The sequence below is a fragment of the Epilithonimonas lactis genome (assembly GCF_900110605.1).
GTDB lineage: Bacteria > Bacteroidota > Bacteroidia > Flavobacteriales > Weeksellaceae > Epilithonimonas > Epilithonimonas lactis.
Genome location: NZ_FOFI01000002.1, coordinates 112,150 through 128,410, shown reverse-complemented (window position 1 = coordinate 128,410; position 16,261 = coordinate 112,150). Strand labels below are relative to the sequence as shown.

General features: G+C 35.0%; 19 protein-coding genes. 5 read left to right on the top strand and 14 right to left on the bottom strand.

The window, feature by feature from the left end:
• Positions 1-2: 2 nt before the first annotated feature.
• The 9 genes from BMW39_RS05775 to BMW39_RS19150 all read right to left on the bottom strand — a co-directional run bounded on the left by BMW39_RS05775 (position 3) and on the right by BMW39_RS19150 (position 5,885).
• The gene (locus BMW39_RS05775) at positions 3-953 is read right to left on the bottom strand and encodes a transporter (protein WP_034973039.1); all 951 of its coding nucleotides are present in this window, start codon (positions 951-953) and stop codon (positions 3-5) included.
• Complete coding sequence (locus tag BMW39_RS05770) at positions 953-2,029, bottom strand: cytochrome-c peroxidase (RefSeq protein WP_034973038.1); 1,077 nt, start codon at positions 2,027-2,029, stop codon at positions 953-955. The genes BMW39_RS05775 and BMW39_RS05770 overlap by 1 nt, the downstream gene beginning before the upstream one ends.
• Positions 2,022-2,849, bottom strand: coding sequence for an MbnP family protein (locus BMW39_RS05765; RefSeq protein ID WP_051879795.1), 828 nt, complete (start codon positions 2,847-2,849; stop codon positions 2,022-2,024). The genes BMW39_RS05770 and BMW39_RS05765 overlap by 8 nt, the downstream gene beginning before the upstream one ends.
• Positions 2,850-3,046: 197 nt before the next feature.
• Entirely contained in the window at positions 3,047-3,412 is a 366-nt protein-coding gene (locus tag BMW39_RS05760) for a hypothetical protein (protein WP_034973037.1), read from the bottom strand.
• A gap of 7 nt (positions 3,413-3,419) precedes the next feature.
• Positions 3,420-4,088 carry a superoxide dismutase gene (locus BMW39_RS05755; RefSeq protein ID WP_034973036.1) on the bottom strand — a complete coding sequence of 223 codons (669 nt, stop codon included), beginning with the start codon at positions 4,086-4,088 and terminating at the stop codon, positions 3,420-3,422.
• 76 nt (positions 4,089-4,164) lie between these two features.
• Positions 4,165-4,851: an SCO family protein gene (locus tag BMW39_RS05750; RefSeq protein ID WP_375600486.1), complete on the bottom strand. Its 687-nt coding sequence runs from the start codon at positions 4,849-4,851 to the stop codon at positions 4,165-4,167.
• Positions 4,841-5,116 (bottom strand): YHS domain-containing protein, encoded by a 276-nt coding sequence (locus BMW39_RS05745; RefSeq protein WP_034973033.1) that lies wholly within the window; start codon positions 5,114-5,116, stop codon positions 4,841-4,843. The genes BMW39_RS05750 and BMW39_RS05745 overlap by 11 nt, the downstream gene beginning before the upstream one ends.
• A 74-nt stretch (positions 5,117-5,190) precedes the next feature.
• Complete coding sequence (locus BMW39_RS05740) at positions 5,191-5,559, bottom strand: hypothetical protein (RefSeq protein ID WP_034973032.1); 369 nt, start codon at positions 5,557-5,559, stop codon at positions 5,191-5,193.
• A gap of 155 nt (positions 5,560-5,714) precedes the next feature.
• Entirely contained in the window at positions 5,715-5,885 is a 171-nt protein-coding gene (locus tag BMW39_RS19150) for a lmo0937 family membrane protein (protein ID WP_034962807.1), read from the bottom strand.
• 172 nt (positions 5,886-6,057) lie between these two features.
• Between BMW39_RS19150 and BMW39_RS05735 the strand changes: the two genes are divergently transcribed.
• Positions 6,058-7,050, top strand: a complete 993-nt coding sequence (locus BMW39_RS05735; RefSeq protein WP_034973030.1) for an SDR family NAD(P)-dependent oxidoreductase — start codon at positions 6,058-6,060, stop codon at positions 7,048-7,050.
• Positions 7,051-7,096: 46 nt separating this feature from the next.
• Here BMW39_RS05735 and BMW39_RS05730 read toward each other — a convergent pair whose 3' ends face one another.
• The 5 genes from BMW39_RS05730 to BMW39_RS05705 all read right to left on the bottom strand — a co-directional run bounded on the left by BMW39_RS05730 (position 7,097) and on the right by BMW39_RS05705 (position 11,012).
• Entirely contained in the window at positions 7,097-8,203 is a 1,107-nt protein-coding gene (locus BMW39_RS05730; RefSeq protein ID WP_034973028.1) for a PAS domain-containing sensor histidine kinase, read from the bottom strand.
• A complete protein-coding gene (locus BMW39_RS05725; RefSeq protein ID WP_245750452.1) occupies positions 8,193-9,125 on the bottom strand; it encodes an alpha/beta fold hydrolase in 933 nt (310 codons plus the stop codon). The genes BMW39_RS05730 and BMW39_RS05725 overlap by 11 nt, the downstream gene beginning before the upstream one ends.
• A 233-nt stretch (positions 9,126-9,358) precedes the next feature.
• Positions 9,359-9,577, bottom strand: a complete 219-nt coding sequence (locus BMW39_RS19405) for an SHOCT domain-containing protein (RefSeq protein WP_034973026.1) — start codon at positions 9,575-9,577, stop codon at positions 9,359-9,361.
• A gap of 518 nt (positions 9,578-10,095) precedes the next feature.
• Positions 10,096-10,509, bottom strand: coding sequence for a hypothetical protein (locus tag BMW39_RS05710; protein ID WP_034973022.1), 414 nt, complete (start codon positions 10,507-10,509; stop codon positions 10,096-10,098).
• A 230-nt stretch (positions 10,510-10,739) separates the two neighbouring features.
• Positions 10,740-11,012 carry a Rha family transcriptional regulator gene (locus BMW39_RS05705; protein WP_051879793.1) on the bottom strand — a complete coding sequence of 91 codons (273 nt, stop codon included), beginning with the start codon at positions 11,010-11,012 and terminating at the stop codon, positions 10,740-10,742.
• Positions 11,013-11,203: 191 nt separating this feature from the next.
• Here BMW39_RS05705 and BMW39_RS05700 point away from each other — a divergent pair, with 191 nt between their 5' ends.
• From BMW39_RS05700 to BMW39_RS05685, 4 genes are all read left to right on the top strand, one after another.
• Positions 11,204-12,661 (top strand): ATP-binding protein, encoded by a 1,458-nt coding sequence (locus BMW39_RS05700; RefSeq protein ID WP_034973020.1) that lies wholly within the window; start codon positions 11,204-11,206, stop codon positions 12,659-12,661.
• 707 nt (positions 12,662-13,368) lie between these two features.
• Positions 13,369-14,610 (top strand): site-specific integrase, encoded by a 1,242-nt coding sequence (locus tag BMW39_RS05695; protein WP_034973018.1) that lies wholly within the window; start codon positions 13,369-13,371, stop codon positions 14,608-14,610.
• Between the two features lie 15 nt (positions 14,611-14,625).
• Positions 14,626-15,360 carry a hypothetical protein gene (locus BMW39_RS05690; RefSeq protein ID WP_034973016.1) on the top strand — a complete coding sequence of 245 codons (735 nt, stop codon included), beginning with the start codon at positions 14,626-14,628 and terminating at the stop codon, positions 15,358-15,360.
• A gap of 557 nt (positions 15,361-15,917) precedes the next feature.
• Positions 15,918-16,196, top strand: coding sequence for a hypothetical protein (locus BMW39_RS05685; protein WP_034973014.1), 279 nt, complete (start codon positions 15,918-15,920; stop codon positions 16,194-16,196).
• The last annotated feature ends 65 nt before the right edge of the window (positions 16,197-16,261 follow it).

Sequence of the window (16,261 nt, the reverse complement as noted above, 5' to 3'; positions counted from 1 at the left end):
TTTCAAATTCCAAAGTTCACAAACAATCCAAACCTAGATTTAGCCTCAATATCACCACTTGCCAAATTGGTGTAAGCTGGCAACATTACTTCACTGCCGACGCTCCATTTTTTATACGAAGCTTCGAAACCGATTTTTCCATAAAGTGCACTTCCGGCAGTTCTCGGCATCACTTCGCCAAACTGTTTGTTCCAATCGTAAACTTCGCCTTGCAATCCCAACTTTCCTGAAATAATACTGTTCTCATTTCTCCAAATCCGCTGAAATCCTGTCATTGCATAATTCCATTGATTCCCAAATTGGTAATGTTTCTTGTTCTCAGTTTTAATGGTATAATCTGTATTGATGAGCAATGCGAAAAGATTTTCCTGAAATTTATAATTAAGAGCCAATTGATAATCCCAACTTCCCGTTCCCAATTGAAAACTTGGATTTACACCCGAAATTCCTCTCTCATCAAATTTTCCAATCGGAATTTTCACACCAAATCCGCCATTGAGTTGATGAAACGTATTTTTAGAATCAAGGATTTGATAAATTCCCATCAAACTCGCATCGCCGATTCCGCTGATTCTAATGTCGCCTTGCAAAGTCTTCTTCTCGTGAAACTGAAATGGCAAACTTCCATAAACACTCAGCTTTTCCGTAATCGGAATCTTTCCCCAAATCTGAATCGTGTTGAAATATTGGTCTTGCGTCAACTCATTTGTGAAGAGATTTTCCTTCGCTTTGTAATGTTGCGAAAAATATTTGATGCCAATGAATTGCGGATTCAACAAAGATTCGAAGCCAGACGAACCATTTCCTGCACCGCAACCGCAAGCGTCACAAAAGAATTCCTGAGTTTTCAAAAGATTCTGATTATCATATTTCGGAATGTATAGACTGTCTTTCTCAATTGCTGAAATTAAAATATTAAAGATTGAAAATAAAATTAAAATTAGCTTCTTCATTATTCTGCAAATTTTTTGTTGTTGATGAAATTCTGGTCGGTCAAGGTTTTCAAGAAAGCGATGATATACTGTTTTTCCAAGTTTGTCATTGCAATTCCGATGTGATTGTTTTGTTTTAAAATAGGGTCGAGGTTTGGTTGATTTTCCACATTGTCGGAATAGAAATTCAGAACAGCTTCCAAAGAGTAGAATCTGCCGTCGTGCATATAAGGCGCGGTCAATTCTACATTTCTCAAACTTGGAACACGGAATTTCATATTATCATTCCAATCCAAAGTCACGCGATATCTCCCGCGGTCATCGTATTGCGAATTGTAGTACATTCCTGTATTTCGGTAACTTTCATCGGTAAATAATTCGCCTGAATGACAACTCGAACATTTATTTTCGAACAGAGTTTTTCCCTGAGATTCTTCATTCGTAAAACTCGCTTTTCCATTTTTGACCTGGTCGTATTTTGAATCTGCAGAAACCATTGTGACCATAAATTGCGACAAAGCTTTCAGAATTCTTTCGCCATTGATTTGGTCGTCGCCAAAAGCCGATTTAAACATTTTTTTATAATTCGCATCTGCACTTAACTTCGAAATCACTTCCGGAATCGAGCTGTCCATTTCAAAATCTGTCGTGATGGGAACCAACGAACGCTCATCCAGATTATGACTCACGCCGTCCCAAGTGTAATTTTTCAGCCAGGCCATATTTTGAATTGCGGGCGCATTTCGCATTCCCAATTTGTCATCGATGCCGTGACTGACTGGATGTCCGTGGTGCGTGAAAGCATATTCCTGAATGTGACAAAATCCACAGGAAATCGTATTGTTTCGGGATAATTTTCCTTCATAAAATAATTTCTTTCCCAACGCAACGCCGTTGACTGTGACTGGATTTTTCTCAATGTCAAAAGCCAAAGCCGGAAAATAATTTGGAATTTCTAGGTTGTAAGCTTTGTCTTCCTCGAAAACTTCGCCTTCAATTTCGTCGGAACAAGATGTTAGAATTCCTGAAATGAAAACAAGGAAAATCCAAAGAGAACGGAATCGGCCTCTCTGGAATTTTTGAAATGGATTAATCATTATGAACGTGGTCAACTTTGAACATTTGGATTAAGTTGTTGCTCACGCTCACCAGATGCGGACTGCTTCCCATCGCCATTTGGTTGGTTTGGTTTAATATCAATGCAGTTTGTCCACTTAGATATTGATTGAAATCTGCTAGAATATGAATCGATGGCGTGATGTCTTTGCTGACTCTCGCGGTTGTTGGCAAATCCAAAACAACTTCTCGGTAAAGGTCTGCGGTTCCGTTGATGGTTGTGTCGCCCATATTTCCTGTGTGGTTCATAAATTCTGTGTAGGCGGAAGTTGTTCCATATTTGCCTTCGAGCTTTGCGAAAATGTAGCCGGCTGACCACGACCAAGCCATTCCTTCCTGCTTGGCTTTTTCCCAGAAAATCCCTTGTCCGTCTTGTCCAATCAAATATGCCGTTGGGCTGATTCCCAATCCGAGTTTGATTTTCCTGTAGTTTCCTTTTGGGATTTCTGTGAGGTTAGCATAAACGATTCCGCCTTTTGCATCGGCTTGATTGATGATGAAGGCGCCTTTGTCAGGATTGTTGTAATGGTATTTGAACTCGTTGCCGTTCTCATCGATGAGGGAAATGTTGCTGATGACATATTTCAAAGTAGAAAATTGGTGTTTTTGTCCGCTGGATGAAGTTTGCGTGGTTTGATTCAGGACGATGTTTCCAAGATTGTTGAATCCGTTTTCGAATTTGAGTTGGAGATTTCCGGGTTCTGTGTTTGGAATGTCGTCATCTTCGTTGTTGGAACAGGATGAGATTGTGATTAAGGTAAAGGCAATAAGAATTAGTGATAAAAATTTGTAAATTTTCATTGTTGATTTTTTAGTTGAAACGTTGATTTTATACCGAATCCCGCGATAGGGATGATAGCGGATATCCTTTTTGTCTTTTGACCAAACGTCGTTTTATAGACTCATGTGGCAAGACAAAAAGATAGTAGCGGACAGCCCGACCCGAGCTAAGGCCTTAGCTTTGGAGAGGGAATCGCCCAAATGATTGATATGTTCAACTAAAAAATTGGTGGTCTGAAAATGTGGCTCAGAAAGAGGAAGGTGTAACCTGTTTTGTATGTGAAAGTCAGGTTTAGGAGGGAAAAATTGTGTTCGATTGAGGCTTTGAAAATCTCAGTCGGAATGTAGAAATCCAATACTTTTTGGACTTGATTTTTGCCTTTGGAAAGCGGTGAATTATCGGATTCGGTTGATTTTGCGAGTTCTTTACCGAGGTAGCATTTTCCGTTGCAATTGAGTTCTGGTCGCGCTTTGTTGACGCAGAGCACTTGGATTTGATTATAATTTACAACATATTCCGCCAGTGGAAATGCGGGTTTGCACACCAGATAAAGGATGAGGAATATGTTGCAAATTAATTTCAAGGAGGGCTTATTTTGTGGCTTCTTCGTAGCGTTTGCTCACTTCTTTCCAGTTGGTCACGTTCCAGAAAGCGGTCAAATAATCGGCTCTTTTGTTCTGATATTTCAGGTAATACGCGTGTTCCCAAACATCGATGCCCAAGATTGGCGTTCCTTTGACCTCGGCAATATCCATCAATGGATTGTCCTGATTTCCGCTGGAAGTGACTGCCAGTTTTTTGTCAGCCGTCACGACCAACCAAGCCCAACCAGAACCGAAACGGTCTGCGCCAGCTTTGCTCAATTTTTCTTTCAAAGCGTCCAAACTTCCGAAAGATTCGTTGATGGCTTTCGTCAACTTTGCTGATGGTTGCGTGTTTTTCTCAGGTGTTAGAACAGTCCAGAACAATTCGTGGTTGTAGTGTCCACCGGCGTTGTTTCTCACGGCTGGACTTTCTTTGGAAATGTGGGAAAGGATTTTGGTGATGCTTTCTTTTTCCAATGGTGTTCCGGCGACGGCCTTGTTCAGATTGGAAACGTAGGTCGCGGCGTGCTTGGAATAGTGGATTTCCATTGTCTCTGCGTCAATCGAACCTTCCAAAGCATTGTAGGCGTAAGGCAAAGGTGTTTGTTTAAATTGTGCCGTCGCAAAAGTGGCTACAGAAAGCGCACTTGCGAGAAATAATTTCTTGATTTTCATAATATTGGATTTAGATTAATATTTAAATTTTTAAATGCAAAAAGCTAGTAGCAAAAAGCCAACCGCCATCAGCATTTTATTGTTTTAATAATTTTCGAATGTCTTCTATCAACTTCTCACGGTCGGGATGGTATTTTCCTGTGAGCGAAGTTGTCTTACCTTCTGGGTCTTCATAATTCAAGCCAGAGTAGTATAAAATCGGGCTGTTGTTCTCATCAAATCTGGAACGGAGATTTCCTTCTTGGTCAACGAGGGCAATCATTCCGCTGTGGTTCAGGCTTTCCGATTGGTCTTCCTTATCGCCGACATAGATATTGAATTGGTCTGCCAAGTTATCGATGTAATCCCGGTTTCCTGTTAAGAAATGCCAGTTCGGCGATTTGGTTCCAAGCATTCTGGCGTGGTTTTTTAATACTTCCGGCGTGTCATTCGTTGGGTCGATGCTGATGGAAATGATTCCGAAATTCTTGTCGTTGATGGTTTCCTCGATGTGTTTCATATTGGAATTCATCACGGGACAAATCGTTGGGCATTTGCTGAAGAAAAACTCTACCAGATAGACTTTGCCAAGCATATCTTTGTTGCTGATTTTCTGATTGTTTTGATTCGTTAGTTCAAAATCAGGAACTTTCATCACGGTGAAAAGGCTCTTTTTGAAATAGCTCATTCCGGCGCCAATTGTCACAAAAATCAAAGCCAGAACGACAATCGGAATGATAATTTTGCTCTTCGGATTCTGCTTTGCTTTTTTGTTACTTCGCATTTTGGGCATATTTCTCAGGATTCTTTTTGAATTCCGCTTTGCAATGGTCACTGCAAAAACCGTACTTTTTTCCTTTGTAGTCTGCGGTATCTTTCAGATAATCTGCTGTTTTCATTTTGCAGATTGGGTCTTCGGCGTTGACGACTTTCACATTTTTAAGGTCGGTCGCAGGTTTCATCTTCGAAACGTGTTTGACTTTTGGTGTTTCCTGAGCGCAGGAAAATGCAGATACAGAAAGAAGTATCGTTAAAATGAATGTTTTCATTTGATGTTGATTTTAATCTTAATCTTAATAAAATTTAAAAATTACTCTTGTAGAGGAGAATTGAATCATTAAAATCAAACCAACGGCGGATGGAAAATTTTTGAGAATAGAGAGAAATTATAAGAATTAGAAAACTCGGAATTGATTTTCAGGTTTTCTTTTATATTAAAATCATTAGATGAAAAAACAAAGGCGTCATTAATGATAAAAATGTCTGCCAGAGCGCAAATGTTGATTCGGGAATCATTTTTAGATTGGTCTGTTGAGGTCTTTGCAATTTCCTTTTTCAAATAACATTTACCGTTGCAAAGCAATTCTGGTTTCGCTTTGTTTTCGCAAAGATTTTTATTGATGAAATCATAATTTACCGCATAATCCATCAATGGCACTAGCGGGCGCAATGCGATGGTGAGGATGATGAAAAAGGTAAATAGACTTTTCAATGCTGAATATTAATACAAATATAAAGCATTATCTTTTGAGTGACTGATGATAAAAGTCAGAACTCAATAAAATTAAGACAATAAAAAAACCCACAGAGAAGTGGGTTTTAAATTTTTTCATTTACAGTAGTTTTGCAAATGCAGTGGGGATAGATTTAATCCAAAGGCTTACGTCCTGAGATGATATTAAATAACACCACAATGATTGCGATTACCAATAAAACGTGTACCAAATTTCCTGTTGCCATTCCTGGTACAACTCCTAACATTCCAAGTAGCCAGACTATAATACAAATCACTGCTACTAACCATAATAGACTTCTCATAACTTTTATTTTTTTTGTTTATTTGATTTTACACTATACATATTCTGTGCCTTTTTTTTAAAAGCTTGTTTTTGTGGGTTTTAATATTTGGGCTTTGTCGTATGGTATTAGAATTGATTGCTAATGAGTTATAAATTTTTATTAATTAAAATAAATTTTCAAAATCAAGACTATGGAATCAAATCATATTATAGAAAAAAGTCTAGCAGGAAAAACAGTCGTCATCACAGGCGGAAGCAGTGGCGTGGGAAGAGCGACCGCGGAAGCATTTGCATTGGAAGGTTGTAATGTCGTAATTGCGTCGCGAGGAAAGGAAGCTTTGGACGAAACAGTAAGTCTGTGTAGAGATTTGGGTGCTATCGCATTAGGCGTTCAAACCGATGTTTCTGTAGCAGAAGAAGTACAAAAACTAGCAGAAGAGGCTTTGCAATTCAATGGAAGAATTGATATTTGGGTGAATAATGCCGGCGTGATGTCCAGCGGAAAATTCGAAGAAATCCCAATGGAAATCAACGAGCAGGTCATTAAAACTAATCTTTTCGGTTATATGCACGGCGCGTATAGCGTTCTACCGATTTTCAAAAAACAAGAGGAAGGGATTTTAATTAACAATGTTTCGATTGGTGGATTTATGCCGGCGCCTTACAGTGCGGTTTATTCCTCCACAAAATTCGGAATCCGTGGGATGATGGAAGGTTTACAAGGTGAAATTTCTGATTTTGCTAATGTTCATATCTGCAATCTATTTCCTCAAATCCAACGTTCGACAGGAAATGCACACTCTGCAAAATTCTCTGGATTGGATTTCAAAGTACCACCTTTCGCAGCCGACCCAAGGGACACAGCCGCAAAAATTGTTGAATTGGCAAAAAATCCAAGAAAAGGATTGTTTCCAGACATCCAATCGCTTATCATCAAAAATCTCTACGGGATATTCCCAAAAACAATTATGAATACTGCGTCTGCAGCAATGCGCACAATGATGAAAATCAAAAATGCAGACCCAACCCCTGGAAACATTATGTGGCCATCTCCAAAACCCCACAGAATCTATGTCGAAACCAGTTTGCCAGTTCCGAGCAGAAAGACGAAGTTGGCCTTGTTGGCAGGTATTGGATTGGGATTGTCTTATATGATTATTAAGAATAGTTCTTCGAGGAAATAATCAGTTTAAATAAAAAATACAAGAAATGACTTGCTGATTCAGCAGGTTATTTTTTTTGAAATGTGAAACAAGTCTGCTGCTCGTCAGATGTAGCAGTAAGGGTTGCATCATGAGCTTTTGCAATTTCGGAAGCGATATATAGTCCCAAACCTAAGCCGTTGTGGCTGGAGTGAGAATCTTCTCTATGAAAAGGATGAAATAGATTTTGCAGAGCATCTTTTGGAATTGGCAGACCTTGATTGGTTACAGATATTTCCCAGAAGTCACCTCGTACTTCAGCTTTAAAATGGACAGGTTTATCAGGAGCGCCATGCGTGATAGCATTTGCAAGCAGATTGGAAACCAATTGGGACATCCTTGCTGGGTCGCAATCTACGAGATTATGAATGTTAAAATCGGATTCAATTATTTTTTCTGGCCATGTCACTTTTAATTCCCCACTTACCTGATCAAGCAGCTCTTCCAAATCTACAGGTACTGGAGTTATGGTAATTCCGCCACCCAAGCGTCCGCGCGCAAGATCCATAATATTATCGATCATTTCGTGCATCCTTTTGGAGCTGGTTTTCAAAATATTGACCATTTTCTTTTCACGATCACCTAAGTCCAATCTTTCGAGTAATTGGGTGGCGCTCATGATACCGCTAAGTGGATTTCGTAAATCATGGCCTAATACTGCAATAAACTGTTCACGGATTATGGCATTTTGTTTTTCGATATTCAAATTTGTTTCGGCAAGTTGTGTTGCTATTTGAAGATTCTGCTCATATAATCGCCTGTCTGCAGCTCGGAACAAAGTAAAGCACATAAATGTTGGCTTACTGTTGTCGTCTCTTCTTTCGTAGCCATTTATATAAATTGGAATTTTTCCACTTCCTGAATCTACAAGTTCTACCGCTACCTCATCAAAGTATCCCTGCATACGAAGCAGAGGCCAAAGATGTGTTTCAAAATAGATTTTTCCGCCTATTGAAAGGACATCAGAAAAACGTTTTCCCAGAAATTTTTCAGGGTCACTATTGAGCCAATTTGTCGCACGTCTATTAATTCTTATGATCTTTCCTTCGCCATCTGTAATGATAAAACCACTTAAGGACGATTCAAAAAAATCGTCAAAATCTTCAGGGAAAGAGTTTGCTTGGTTATTGATCATTTAAAAAATTGCTAATGGCAGAGATGGTTTCTTCGGGAGCACTTAAATTCGGACAATGTCCGGTAGCCTTCATTACTACCAATTTACTGTCGGGGATTTGATCGTGCATATAATGGCCTACTTCCACAGGTGCTATCACATCACTGCTGCATTGAAGGATGAGAACAGGGATTTTTGTATGTTTCAATATATCGCGCTTATCCGTCAAAAAAGTAGTTTTTGCAAAATGTTTAGCTATTTCGGGATCCGTTTTGCAGAAACTGTTTGTAAGTTCATTTCCAAGCTCTGCTCTATCTGGATTGCCCATTATAACTGGAGCCATAGCCATGGACCAGCCAAGATGGTTGTTGTTCAAAGACTCAAGTAATTCGTTAATTTCCGACTTGCTGAACCCGCCAACATAATCCTCATCATTAATATAAGATGGAGAAGGGCTGATGAGAATTAGACTTTTGAAAATATCAGGCGCCATATCAGCTGCAATGATTCCCATCACAGCACTCACGGAATGTCCGACAAAAATTGCATTTTTAAGGTTTAATTCTCTGGCAATTTCTACAATATCTTCAGCATAGCCCTCGAGTTTATCATATTTTTTGAAAGAATAGGCAGAAATATCAGAGTTTCCCGCACCAACGTGATCGAACAGTACAATCTTATGATCTTCCTGAAAAGATGGATAGACATAACGCCACATGTTCTGATCGCAACCGAAACCATGCGCAAACATCATTGCATTTTCGCCACTTCCACTTACGACAACGTTATTCCTTTTAATTGCACTCAAAACACTTAATTTCGGTAAATTTAATCTATTAATTTCATTTTCAACAAAAAATGAAAATGTTATGCTACCACATTTGTTACCACCAAAATGACATTCAAAGACAATCAATGGAAGTAGATGAAAAATAAAAAACACTCTAAATCATTGATAAAGAGTGTTTTTGTTGTCAAAAGGATTCAAATCCTTTCATGTAAAGTGGAGTTGGAGGGACTATGTTTATTGTTTGAAAATCAATTAATTAAGCAGTATTTGTTGTAATTTTTTGTAGTAGATGAATTTTTTTTAAAATCACCAAAATTGCTTTGAAGAGGATAATTTCAGTTGTCAGAAAATAAAAGTTGTTTTCAAAGCTTCATTTTCTACATTATTTAATTTTCTGCAATTACTTTGTCTTTCTCAGTCTTAAATTCTTCTTGTGTGAGAATTCCAGAATCCAATAATTCCTTGAGCTTTTTTAATTTGTCATATTTATCAGTCGTCGGCATTTTACCAGTGTCGTTTGTGGGAATGGTTTTTCTTAATTTCTCAGGCAATTCAAGTTCTCCTGTTCTTATCGCATTTTCAACATCAACTTCGTATGCAATCACATTTTTTAGAACGACATAGTAATTAAACCCTCTCTTTTAGAACCTCTTTCTTCTACTTTTTTAATAACGTACTTCAATCCAGAATTGTTTCTTGGAAGGGAATTGGCCTGGTTTGCTAAACCTTGGTAGCCAGTAGTCGAAGTGTAATTAAAAAGTGATGCCGAATTTGTTCTTATGTACTTAAAATCCCCGTCCGGCATTGTACCAACACCTATCTAACTTCTAGTTTAGGATACAATTTGTAGCCAGATGTGGTGTATAACGTATCATTTTCGATTCTAGGCAATGACTGTGCAAAAAATAATGATGAATTAATAATAAATAATAGTAATACATTTTTCATTTTGATTATTTAATTTCAAAGTAATAGATTTTATTCCAATATTCTTTACGGTTTCCCTTAAAACCGATTACTTATTATCCGAAATTTGATTTTCATTTCCTTTCACAGTCAATACAAAGAGCGTGTTTCGAATTCTGCGAGTTTGCCTTATTGGATTGAGGATAATCTTGATGCTTTAAAAAAGTTCAACTTTTAATAATTCAAAATCATTTTCGTTATAATCTTCAAAAATGTCTACTACATTTATTACACCTGGTCTTTCAGCCTCTGATCGCTTCGCTAAGAAAGCATCTTTTGCATGCAATTTTTGTTGTTGAATATAAATCGTCTGTAAAGTAGAAGCATCAATTATATGAAGTGGCTTATTTTTTATAAATAAATCTTGTGCGAAGAAAAATGCAGTATTAAAGTCACCAATGTTTGTTGAGTTTACCCATTCTTTTTCTGTAATGTGAAGCATCCAATCCCATAATAATACTCCATCAAAATCACGTGTTTCCCATAAGCGGGAAAATTCTATCAGATAATTATCGTTTATTAAAATACCATCGTAATTGACTACGATATTTTCTCCAAATTTCACTTTCATAATTTCTATTTTTATTACAAATGTACATAAATGGAATTGTTTTGTAAATGGTAAAAAGGATTTGATCTAATTTTCTACCAACTCAACATCACATTTTTTACACACAATCTCAATAGTATCTTTTTCCTCTCCTGATTTTATATTGCAATCCCGAGTTGCATTTAAAAATTCCATAGCTAAATTTTTATCCTGCCAAATCCCTCGATTGTTTCATTCTTGATAAATTATACTTAAAAGCGTTGCGAAGATTCCCGTAACTCGATGTTATATCCGGTCATTAGGTCCATTGTCTGCATTTTGGTAAGAAGGAATTTACGTTGGTCACGGTTAGCAGAATCTTTATAAGAGGTCTGTCCAATTGTGGATAGATCTAATTTGATGTAATTTTCATTGAGTTTATCACAATCGCGAAGTACGTGCTGATGTTCTTTTCCAGTCAATTGAGCAATCTCACGGCTACTCATTTTGTCGGTTGGCGCTGCTAAAAATTTTTGTAAATCCATTGGTTAGTTTTTAAGCGATTACTTTGTAATTTTTGAGCTTAGTGATAGTTTGATGATTTTTACTATTTTTAAGGAAATTTAAGCAAGGCTTATTTCAATTTAAGCAAGGCGCCGAGAAGACAGTAGAATTATTGAATTTCAATAGTTTAAAATTAATAAACAAGATTATTACTAAAATAAGCAAGTGTAAAATGAATACTCCTATTTCCAAAATAAATACAATAGTTACTCTAGAATATTTACAAACACAAAGAGAAAATCAATACTTTGAAAGAAAGGGCTTAGGTGAAAAGGATATTAAGCCAGCAAAAATAGCTGAAGAATTAATCGGTATGTTAAACGCAGACGGCGGAATTTTAGTTTTTGGTGTAGCCGATAATGGGGCAATTGAGGATTTGAATACTTTGGGAGATAAAATTGATTCTTATCGTAAGCTAGCCTTTGACTTTATCAAGCCTCCCTGTAATATCCAATTGGAAGAAATAGAAATAGATGATAAATTAATATTTCTATTTCATGTAGAACAAGATTTAGAAAGAGTGTTTTGTCAAAAAGATAGCGATAATGTGTATTTGAGAGTATTAGATACAAATCGGCTTTTGGATCGAGACAGAATTAAGAAGCTTGAATACGATAAATCTATAAGACGTTTTGAAGAGGAAAGCTCAAAAAATTTTGATATTGATGACTTCGATCAAGAATTACTAGAGGAATACAGACAAAAATTGAATTATAAAGGTGATGCTTATGATCTTCTGACTAAGCGACACTTGACGCAGAAGAAGGAAGATGTACACCTGTTTAAAAATGCTGCAGTACTGTTATTTGCCAACGACCCTGAAAAATATATTCCTTCTGCATCAATGCGTTATATTCGTTACGAAGGAATCACTGCACTAACTGGATCGAGTCATAATGTAATTAAAGACGAGCGTTTTGAAAATAATATACCTCGGCTACTAGAAGAAATTAAACTGTTTTTAAAAGCTTCTTTTAAAGACTATTACTTTTTAGATATTGATACAGGCCGATTTGTTAAAGTTCCAGAATATCCTGAGGAAGCTTGGCTTGAAGGTATTGTAAATGCGCTTTGTCACCGCTCCTATAATGTTCAGGGTAATGCAATATACATAAAACACTTTGATGATCGTCTAGAAATAAGCAATAGCGGACCTTTACCGGCTCAGGTAACAATTGAGAATATAAAATCGGAACGTTTTGCAAGAAATCCTAGAATAGCCAGAGTACTGGAAGACCTTGGGTATGTACGTCAATTGAATGAAGGTGTTTCTAGAATTTATGAGTCTATGGAAAAATCAATGCTTTCAGTTCCTGAATACAGCGAAAAAAACGGAAATGTTTATTTAGTATTAAGAAATAGAATTAGCCGTCATTCAAAGACTATTCATGATACAGTAATGGAAAAGATTGAAAAAGACTGGAAAAAATACAATGAAACACAGCGGAGGATATTGTTATTTTTATTTATTAGACATACTGCTACTTTAGGGGAAATAGTGGATTATATCAATATAAATGAAAATACTGTACGTACTTATTTAAATAAAATGATAGATGATGGTATGCTAGATAGACTATCCGAAAAACAACGAGATAAAAACGCAGTGTATCGATTTAAAAAGCAATAAGCAATATTTAAGCAATTATAAGCAAGAGGTTGTAGGTGGCGTAAGTGGTTTACAGTGAGTTGCTTAATTATTGTTAGCAAGATTTATAACTACTTTAGCAAGATTTATAACTATTTAGTTTAAATGAATCAATATTATTTATTAAAATAAAAATTATCTAATAATTTAGTTTTTAAACACCAAAAGATGTCAAGAATAAAACAAAATTTTGACTCCCAAGAAGATTTAATAATTATTTCAATCAAAAAATTCGGATTCTTTGATAATTAATAAAACCTCCCATTTCTGAGAGGTTTTTTTTATTTTCCTAAGATGCAACCTTAAATCATCCCAGCTGCCCTAATTGCAGCTAATCCATTTTTCATTTTGGAATTCATTTCTTGAAGGTTTTTGTCCATATTATGTAATCTACGAGGATTTCTTTAAACGGAAGCAAATATTATACAACAATAAACCACTGTATTGATGCTGATTAACAGGTAGTTGATGTTGTTTTTTGAAATGAAAAATAAATAAAAAAAGGCACTTGAAAGAGTGCCTTTGTTGTGTGGGGTGTGGAGTTGGAGGTTTTTGAACCTATTATGTTTTAACATAATTTAAAATATATAATGTGTCTATTTATCAGTATTTTAACTATATTTATATAAGCTAATATACTTAGTTTTTATGTCTAAATATAGAAGAAGTAGCACCTAAACTGGCACCTGATGAATTATACTTTCAAGCTCAAGCAACCCAATGGTACAAAAGAATCTCTGATTTATTTTCGTTCTTTTTTCAACAATGAAAATAAGAATTTCATCTATTCTACGGGTGAGAAAATAAAACCAAGCGAATGGGATTTTGAGGGCAGACAACCAAATGACATAAACGGAAGGACTAAAAGGGCAGAAATTCATCGAAGCGTCAAAATGCAATTAAATCGATACAGCAGTTTCTTTACAGAGATCGTTAATCGATATAAGAACATAAATGAAGAACTTACCGTCGATATTCTTAAACAAAGATTTGATGAAAAGTTCAAAAAAATTACTGTTAAAAGTGATTTCTTTAGAATTTATCAGGAGTTTTTAGATGAGAAAGAAAATGACTATACTGGGAATTCAATTTCAAATTCTACTTTAAAGCGTTACAAATGCAATAAGAATCTCCTAGAAGATTTTGAGAGCAATTGTAAAGTTAAGATTACTCTGGGAAAATTTGATGATAAACTTTACAATAGGTTTTTAAAGTATTGTATTGAAGAAAAAAAGCATTCTGCAAATACATTACATAGAAATGTCGGTTTGCTTAAAACTTTCCTTCTTTGGGCTCTCAATAAAAAATATACGTACAATAACAATTTTATTACTTTTAAAAAACCTGCGAAATTCACAACTGATGAAATAGCTTTAAATTATGAACAAGTTGAGCTCATATACAATTATGACTTCAGTGATAACAAAAGATTGGAAAGGGTACGTGACCTTTTTGTTTTTGGATGCACTACAGGAATGAGGTTTGGCAATTATAGCACGATTTCAAAAAGTGATGTTGATGGTAATTTCATACGAGTTATCGATTTAAAAAGTAAATCTAAAAACCTAGCAATTCCTTTAAACAGTATTTCTAAATCAATACTCGAAAAGTATGATTATAACCTGCCTAGTATCACAAATCAGAAGATGAATGAGTATATTAAGGAGGTTTTTAAAAAGCTAGAGTTTACTGATGAAATAAAGAAGACTATGAAATATGGCGATGAACTGGTTGATCAAAAAGCTGAATTTTGGACAAGAATTTCTTCACATACAGCAAGAAGAAGTTTCATCACGATAATGAAGAACAAACGAGTTCCGGATAAAGTAATTATGAGTTATACTGGTCATACTAGTTTGGAGGTCTTTAATGCTTATTACAGACCTAGCGAAGATGATAAGATCAACTATATGAATGAGGTTTTTCAATAATCACTAATTTAGATTATGGATAAAAAAAAGCTTTACGGACGTTGGAATTTTTGGGAAGAATTTGTAGGCTATCCTATGATGATATATTACTGGATGAGAGGACACAAAATTCAGAAGCTGTTACAGAGAAGAATTGAAAAAGCCAAACAAAAATCCTCTAAAATCGCTCTCAATGAAAAATTGAGGAATGAGTTTTTGATTAAATATGAAAATTTAGAGAATTTTTTTAGCTTCCATTTCAAAGATATTGATACATCAAGAAATCATAATTTTGAAGAGAAGATTCGTTATTGTTTAGATCAATACAAAAAAGAATCTACAAGTCTTCTAAGCTCAAGTAATCTGATGAAGTTGCAGGGGAATTTTTTAAATGGTGCCGAAACTACACTTTTTCTCTATTTCGTCTTAGAAAGTAAAACTAATAGGGAAATTTGCTTATCAGATATTATGATTGGTGATAAAAGTTCTAAAATTTTCATCGGATTTTTAAAAGGCAAAAAATTCATCGATGAAAATCACAATTTGATGGTAGATCAAAAATCATCATTTATAAGAATTCACCGTTTTCTAAAAGACAATCACATCATTAATCCAGATTTTCAAGATACCACAATTATTGAGGCTATGGAAAACGAATATAATACCAAATTTGATAAAGGAACATTTTCAAGAGCAATTACAGTCAAACCAAGTGACTTTGAAGAAATTATTTATCAAGAATTATCTAAGTTGTTTAATATAAATATTTAGGAATCAGTAATTTATTGATTGTGTTATTATTTATCTGTGAGCGATGTTAGTCAAGGAAATCGTATATTCAAGAGGGAGTTAGAATCAAGTTTTCTTTTGTTCTATTTTTTAGAATAATATGATTTTCGGTATTCATTTTTTGCTTTTATCTCAAATTCTTTCATGATCTAACTAGAAATTTAATCTACATTAAATTCATATTTGTTTTTTGTCATTTAATATCTTCTATTTCATAATCTTTCATTTTGCAATTTTTTTATTATACGTCAAGATTTGTCGTTATGGCTGTATAAATTTGTCACAATGATATGATAATATTCATATTAATTCTCTGTAATGAAGAGATAAATTTTGTTAAAAAATTAAATTCGCACATTATTAAATTAAACTAAAATCGTGAAAAAACTCTACATGAGTGCGGTATTTCTATATACTGCCGCAGGTATATCTGCACAGCAAGTGGTATGGCAGAAAGACATCAAGTCCTCCACACAGGATTTTCTAATGTAGATAAATTAAAAGATAAAACAAATGAATAAAAAAAGAATCTTTTAGTTTTGATTTTCCTAATAATTATTTTTCTTAATAGAAATGTATTAATATTTAGGCCTATATTATCTGTTGTTTCAACACAAACGACATACGGATTAGTTGTAAAAGAAAAAGATGCATTAAGGAGAGGTTTCATAACAGGTGCATTTAATTATTATTATAAGTTTTCAATAAATGGTAAAGATTATTCTAATCCAAGTTACGATGAAAAATATAAAGTCGGTGATACTGTTTTGGTAGAATACAACGAAACTTTTCCTTTTATGAATAGAATAAAAAAATAGAAATAAAAATCAGATTTAAATAAATAAGCCAACTCAATTCAGTTGGCTTATTTATTATTGTACAT